The sequence below is a fragment of the Kribbella catacumbae DSM 19601 genome, from assembly GCF_000372465.1.
GTDB lineage: Bacteria > Actinomycetota > Actinomycetes > Propionibacteriales > Kribbellaceae > Kribbella > Kribbella catacumbae.
In genome coordinates this window covers 23,479-29,478 of sequence record NZ_AQUZ01000087.1, presented here as the reverse complement: position 1 = coordinate 29,478, position 6,000 = coordinate 23,479, and the positions used below count along the sequence as shown (strand labels likewise).

The following is a 6,000-nucleotide window of genomic DNA, read 5'->3' as shown; positions in this document are numbered from 1 at the left end:
GGGCGACTGGCCGGTGCTCAAGGCGGTGACCGTGCTGGGTGCCGGGACGACCTTGGGCACACGGTGGGCATGGATCGTGGAGAATCGCGACCGGCCGGTGCCCAAGGTTGGGGGTTGGGGGTTGGGGGTTGGGGGTAGGCGGGGAGGGTGGGTTGGGCTGGGCTAGCGCCTTCGGAGCTTGCCTGCGATGGGGGCGATCGAGAGGTCGGTCAGGTAGCCGTCGGGTGGGGCGTCGAGGGCTAGCAGGACGTACTGCGCGACGGTTTCCAGGGCGAGGCAGTCCTCAGGGGTGAAGGACCCGCCGAACTGGGTCCTGACCTCTTTCAGCAACTCGGTCGCCGTACCGCCGGGATAGACCGTGGTCACCCGTACGCCGTTCTGCTTCTCCTCCGACCGGAGTACGTCGGCTAGCTCGGTGAGCGCGGCCTTGCTTCCGACGTATGCCGACCAGCGGGGTACCACGCCCATTCGCGGCGCCAGATTCACGAAAACCACCCCACCCCGGCGGGCGCGAAGTGGGGGTAGCAACACCCTCGTCAGCTCCGCGGCAGACGTGAGGTTGACCGTCAGCGTGCGCTGCCAAAGGTCGGGCCCGGTCTCCTCGACCGACGCCACCTCGGCGATCCCCGCACAGTGCACCAACGCGTCCAGCTCGCCGAGACCCTCGAAGTAGCCGGAGAAATCCGCCGGCCGAGCCAGGTCGATGACCACCGGCACCAACTCCCCCGCAGCATCCGACCCCGGCTCCCCTCCCAGCCGAAGCGGCGCCGGCTCCCCTCCCGGCGGCCGCGGCGCCGGCCCGGTGGGCGGCGCCGCGGCGGCGTCGTGCAAGGCGGCGAGCTTCTCCGCGGAGCGGCCGATTGCGAGTACCCGGTCTCCTCGCTCGAGCAGGAGTCGTACGATCGCCGCGCCGATTCCGCCCGAGGCGCCGGTCACCACCACTGTCCTCATTCCCGCAACCTACCGACCACGGCACTACTTCAGCTGGTAGGCGTTGAGAACTGTCTGGGTGGTGGTGTTGCCGACGTGATCGGCGACGGTTGCCCGCAAGGAGATCTGAGTTGCCTTTGCCGGGGTCGGGAAGACCGCCCGGGAGCCGGCGATCGCAGCTGAGGTCCAGGTCTTTCCGTCGGTGGAGTAGTGGATTGTCACCTTCTGTGCGGGCGGCGTACCGGGCTGGGTGTCGAAGGAGAACGGCAGGACGGTGACAGGCTTGCGGGTCACCAGATTCTGCGAGTCGACCTCCGGGCTGAAGCGAACGGTCCGAATCGGCAGCGGTTCTTCCGCACCGCGGAAGGTTGCCACCAGCGACGTCCCCTCGACAGAGCTCTCCAGCCGGTACTGCGAATCGCCTGCCGGCAGCCCACTCGCCTCGAGCACCCCGAACTCCTTCGATTCGCCGACCAACTCTTCCCCGCGGAACAACTTGGTCCTCGCAGGCCCCCACCGGACCCCGGCATGCCCGTCCTGGTCGTTGTGCGAGAAGAGTTGCACCTTGATCGCATCGCCGGTCCGTACTGCGCTGCCCTGGCCGGCGAATCCCGGCGTGTGCACGGCCGCGTTCCATCGCTCGTGGAGCGTGCTGCCCGCTCGGAGGCGGCGGGCAGGCGACGACAGGTTGATCGATTCGTCCTCGTACATCCGGGTCCACTCGGTCGCGCCAGGTTCGTAGTACTGGTCGACTTTGGCCGGCAGCGTCATCCGGAAGCCGACGCCAAGCGGGGGCCGCACCTTCGGCTGGCTGGCGAACTGGACCGCGGCGGCGTCCGGCGTACCGAGGCGGCCGTTGTACGTCGACACCACTCGCGCCAGCGACCGATCGCTGACCGTCCTGGTCAGCCCGTCGAAGGGCGATCCGTGGCGGGTGTCGAGCAGATTGTAGGTGTACGGCGAGTTGGCGAACTCGCCATCCGGACCATGCGCGCCGATGCTCGACATGACGAACGAGGTCAGCTGATCGGCCGGTACCGGTTCGCCAAGCGCGCCGAGGAGGAGCGTGCTGCCGGGGAAGAAGAGCTGGCCGACGCTGAGCCATTGACCTTCGGGAGTACTGCGGTGGAAGCCGGACTGGGTCAGGTACGGCTTCGCATCCTTGCGCGGCACGGTGACGCTGACCGGCTTGGCCTTCCGCGCGTCGATGACGAGTGATCGGTGACCGTCGATCACGAGCTTCGGTTGAACGAGTTGAGACGTCTCCGCTTTGGCACTGACCGTTGCCTGCAGCAAATATGCTCCACGCGGCAGCCGAACGGCTTGCTTGCCGTTGGCATCGACCGCGCCGTCGTCGAACTCCTGCGTGACGAGATTCCACAGCCAGCTGCTGCTCGCGGGGGCGGGCTTGCCGTCGCGGCCGAGGTGGGTGATGGTCAGGTCGTAGCTCTCAACCTCTTTGTCGACAACGATGGGCGTGACGACCTGCTGCTGGCCGGCGGTCGCGACGACTCTCCCGTCGTACAGGCCGTCCGGGCCGCTGTGTGTGGTGTCGGAGGTCAGCTGCACGGATGCCTTGCCGCCCGCCGGGATGGTGAGCTTGTCAACAGACAGCCGAAGCGCGCCGGCAGGAGCGTCGTGCTTCGCCGTGGCGAGTTTGGCCTGTAGATCAAGGGTTACCGGGGCGTTGCCGACGTTGCGGTAGACGAGTTGTTTGGTGACCGGCTTGTCGTCGGCGTGCGGCCACAGCGCAGTACCGAAGAGGATGCTCGGGGTCTCGGCGACGATGGATTGCGTGACTGCGCGTGCGGCGTCGACGCGGCCGGCACCTTGCTTGTACGCCGTGAGGTCGGTGGCTGGCTTGGCGGTCGCCATCAGGGCGGCTTTGAGTTCTGGGGCCTGCCAGTTGGCATGCTGTTGGGCGAGCAGTGCGGCCGTTCCGGTGACGTGTGGGGTGGCCATCGACGTACCGGACATCCGGGTGTAGCTGCCGCCTACTGGCTCGGCCGGTTCGGAGGCCGATGATCGGGCTGCGACGATGCCGACTCCCGGGGCGGTGAGGTCTGGTTTGATCGCGCCGTTCGGGCCGGGGCCCTGGCTGGAGAAGTCAGCGAGGCGTTCCTGGGAGTCGACGGCGCCGACGGTGAGCGCGGACTCCGCCGTACCAGGGCTGTTGACTCTTGCCTTGCCGGGCTCGTTGCCTGCGGCAACCACGAAGAGGGTGCCGGTTTGCCGGGTGAGGCGGTCGATGGCTTCCTCGAGCGGGTCGATCTGGTCCGAGCCTGGGCCGCCGAGGCTCAGGTTGACGATCGTCGCGTGCTGGGCGACGGCCCAGTCGAGGCCGGCGAGGATGGCTGATTCGGAGCAGTAGCCGTGGGCGTCGCAGACCTTGCCGTTGAGGAGCTTGGCGTCTGGCGCGACGCCGCGGTAGCCGTTGGTGCCCTTGCCGGCGATGGTTGAGGCTACGTGGGTGCCGTGGCCGCCTGCGTCGGCGAGGGGTTCGTTGGTGAAGTTGGCTGAGGCGATCACCTGGCCGGTCAGGTCGGGGTGGGTTTCGTCTATGCCGCCGTCGAGGACGGCGACTTTCACGCCCTTGCCGGTGTGGCCGGTCTGCCAGGCGGCTGGGGCGCCGATCTGCGGGACGCTGTGGTCGAGGGTTGTGCGGAGCTTGCCGTCCAGCCAGATCTTCTGGGTGGAGGTGTTTGCCTTCAGGAAGGCGGAGGCGTTGTTCTTCGGTACGCGGACGGCTAGGCCGTTGATGGCTGGGAGGGCTCTGGTGATGGTTGCGTTGGCCGGCTTGGCGCGGGTGGAGCGGCCGGTGATCAGGAGCGGGATGTCGGTGCGGGTGCTGTCGTCGTAGCCGTCGCGGAGTAGTCCGTTCAGCTCGAACAGACGTTTGTCGAGTTGGCCGCGGTGGACTGCTTGGCGGACGTCCGAAGGCAGCACCATCCAGTCGGTGGCGGTTCGGCGGCTCTCGAAGGAGATCCCGGTACGCCCGGCGCCGGGCCGCACCAGTGCCCGCTCCGGGTCGCCACCAACTAACACCACCCGATCGCCGGTGAGCAGCGTGATCACCCGGTCTTTGCCGAGCACGCTGGCCGAGGCATGCTGCGCCGCTGGAACGTGGGGTGGTGCAGCCGCGCCCACAGCAGGTGTCGCGCTGGCGAGGGTGGTGAGGAGGAGTAGTGGGAGTAGGTGGGGGGTTCTCATGTCGGGCGCCCGGGGCGTTGGGTGGTCATGTCTGGTTATGTCCGGCGGGGGTGGTGGGCATTTCAGGTGGGGAAAAGCAGGGGCGGGCAGGGGGTGCGGCGGCCTAGAGTCGGCGGGTGGAAATCGTGAAGGTGGATGGGCGTGACGGCGAGGTTTTCGGGCGGTTCTTCAGGGTTCGGGATGAGGTGCGGCGGGAGGACGAGTTTCCGGTGGGGCTCGGGCTGGAGGAGGCTCGGGTGTTGATGGCTGATGAGCACTCCGATCTGCGCGCCGACGGGCTGGGGCTGGTCGACGGTGACAACTGGCTCGGGGTCGCCTGGCTCGACTGGTGGCTGAAGGAGAACACGCATCTCGTCGAGGTCGAGATCTCTGTCGCCGCGAAGTACCGGCGTACGGGCGTGGGCAGTCGCCTTCTCGAAGAGGTCATCGAGCGCGCCCGGCAGGACGGCCGGCGGTTGCTGATGACCTCGATGCTCGGCGATGCGGTCACCGGAGAAAGCGCCGGTACTGCGTTCGCTGCCGTGCATGGGTTCGTCCGGAAGCACGTCGAGCTGCACCAGGTGCTCGAACTGCCACTGTCGGACGCGCGGTTGGCCGAGCTGGACCAGCCGGTCGACGGGTACCAGATCGTGCAGTGGCGCGAGCACAGCCCCGAAGCGTGGATCGAGCAGTTCGCCGACGCGCTCAGCGCGATGACCGAGGACGTGCCGATGGGCGAGCTGGACCATGAGCCGACCCGCTGGACGCCCGAGCGGATCCGCGAGGCCGAGGCCCGGCGGATCAAGCAAGGACGCTTCTGCCACACCACGGTCGCGGTCGACGCCGACGGCCAGCTGGCGGCGTACACGCAGATGGGTGGCGCGGCCGCCAACCCCGAGCGCCTCTACCAGTGGGACACCTTTGTCCGCCGCGACCACCGCGGCCGGCGACTCGGGCTGGCCGTGAAGGTCCCCAACCTCCGCTCACTGCAGGCCGACCTCGACCGCCCGGCCGTCCTGCACACCTGGAACGCGACGAGCAACGCCCCGATGATCGCCGTCAACGACCACCTCGGCTTCCGCCGCGTCGCGCTACGCACCAACTGGGAGCTGGAGATCTAGAGGAACACCCACTCCGGGTAGGTCTTCGTCAGTACTGCGCGGTGGTCGCTCCAGTCGGCGGTACGGCGGGCCGGGTCGAGCGGGTCGGCGTACCCGCCGGTGAGGCGGTAGCCCCAGGTGAAGGCGGCGACCGGTTCGAGCACGCGGGTGTGGATCACGTCCGGCACGATCACCAGGAAGGTGTCCGCGCGCCAGACACCGTCCGGGTGACCGGGATTCGCCGGCGCGTCGAAGAACGTCGGCAAGAACCCATAGGCGTACAGCGGCCCGCCGTCAGCGATGAATGGCAACGTATCCACCGAGACCTCATCGTCAAACGAACGGCTGATCACCTGCACCCAGCCCATCACCGCGTTGAGCCCTTGCCCGTGGTACCTCAACGTCGCAGTACAGATCGGAAAACCGCGGAACGACTCCGCGTGCAGATCCGGTACGACGAGCTGATGCCCCGACGCCCAGGGGTCGTCGTTGGCCAGCACCCGGATGTTGATCAGCCCGCGATGACCGCGGACCTCGAACGGTACGGACAGCTCTCTTCTCATCCACCCCTCCTGACGCCATTCTCCAACGTTCGCAAAGGAAGCGGGGGCAACGACTACCCGGGCCCACGGCCTTGTGCACCGGCGGTGACGAGAGGAGGGTGGATACGAGCAGCGTCTTGGGGGCAGCCTGTTCGGTGGGGGAAGGCGACGACCGCCGTCTTCGGCCGGGTACGTAGAGGTCTGGGGGATCTGGAAGCGTCCCGGTCCGGAACCAGTAC

General features: G+C 68.0%; 4 protein-coding genes. 1 reads left to right on the top strand and 3 read right to left on the bottom strand.

The window, feature by feature from the left end; translation table 11 throughout:
• Positions 1 to 162: 162 nt before the first annotated feature.
• The gene (locus A3ES_RS50475; RefSeq protein ID WP_040457066.1) at positions 163 to 951 is read right to left on the bottom strand and encodes an SDR family NAD(P)-dependent oxidoreductase; all 789 of its coding nucleotides are present in this window, start codon (positions 949 to 951) and stop codon (positions 163 to 165) included.
• Between the two features lie 24 nt (positions 952 to 975).
• A complete protein-coding gene (locus A3ES_RS0143270; RefSeq protein ID WP_063746067.1) occupies positions 976 to 4,140 on the bottom strand; it encodes a S8 family peptidase in 3,165 nt (1,054 codons plus the stop codon).
• Positions 4,141 to 4,256: 116 nt separating this feature from the next.
• Between A3ES_RS0143270 and A3ES_RS0143265 the strand changes: the two genes are divergently transcribed.
• Positions 4,257 to 5,240, top strand: a complete 984-nt coding sequence (locus A3ES_RS0143265) for a GNAT family N-acetyltransferase (protein WP_026163748.1) — start codon at positions 4,257 to 4,259, stop codon at positions 5,238 to 5,240.
• Here the strand turns inward: A3ES_RS0143265 and A3ES_RS0143260 are convergent.
• Positions 5,237 to 5,782 (bottom strand): hypothetical protein, encoded by a 546-nt coding sequence (locus tag A3ES_RS0143260; protein ID WP_020393087.1) that lies wholly within the window; start codon positions 5,780 to 5,782, stop codon positions 5,237 to 5,239. The genes A3ES_RS0143265 and A3ES_RS0143260 overlap by 4 nt on opposite strands.
• Positions 5,783 to 6,000 lie beyond the last annotated feature (218 nt).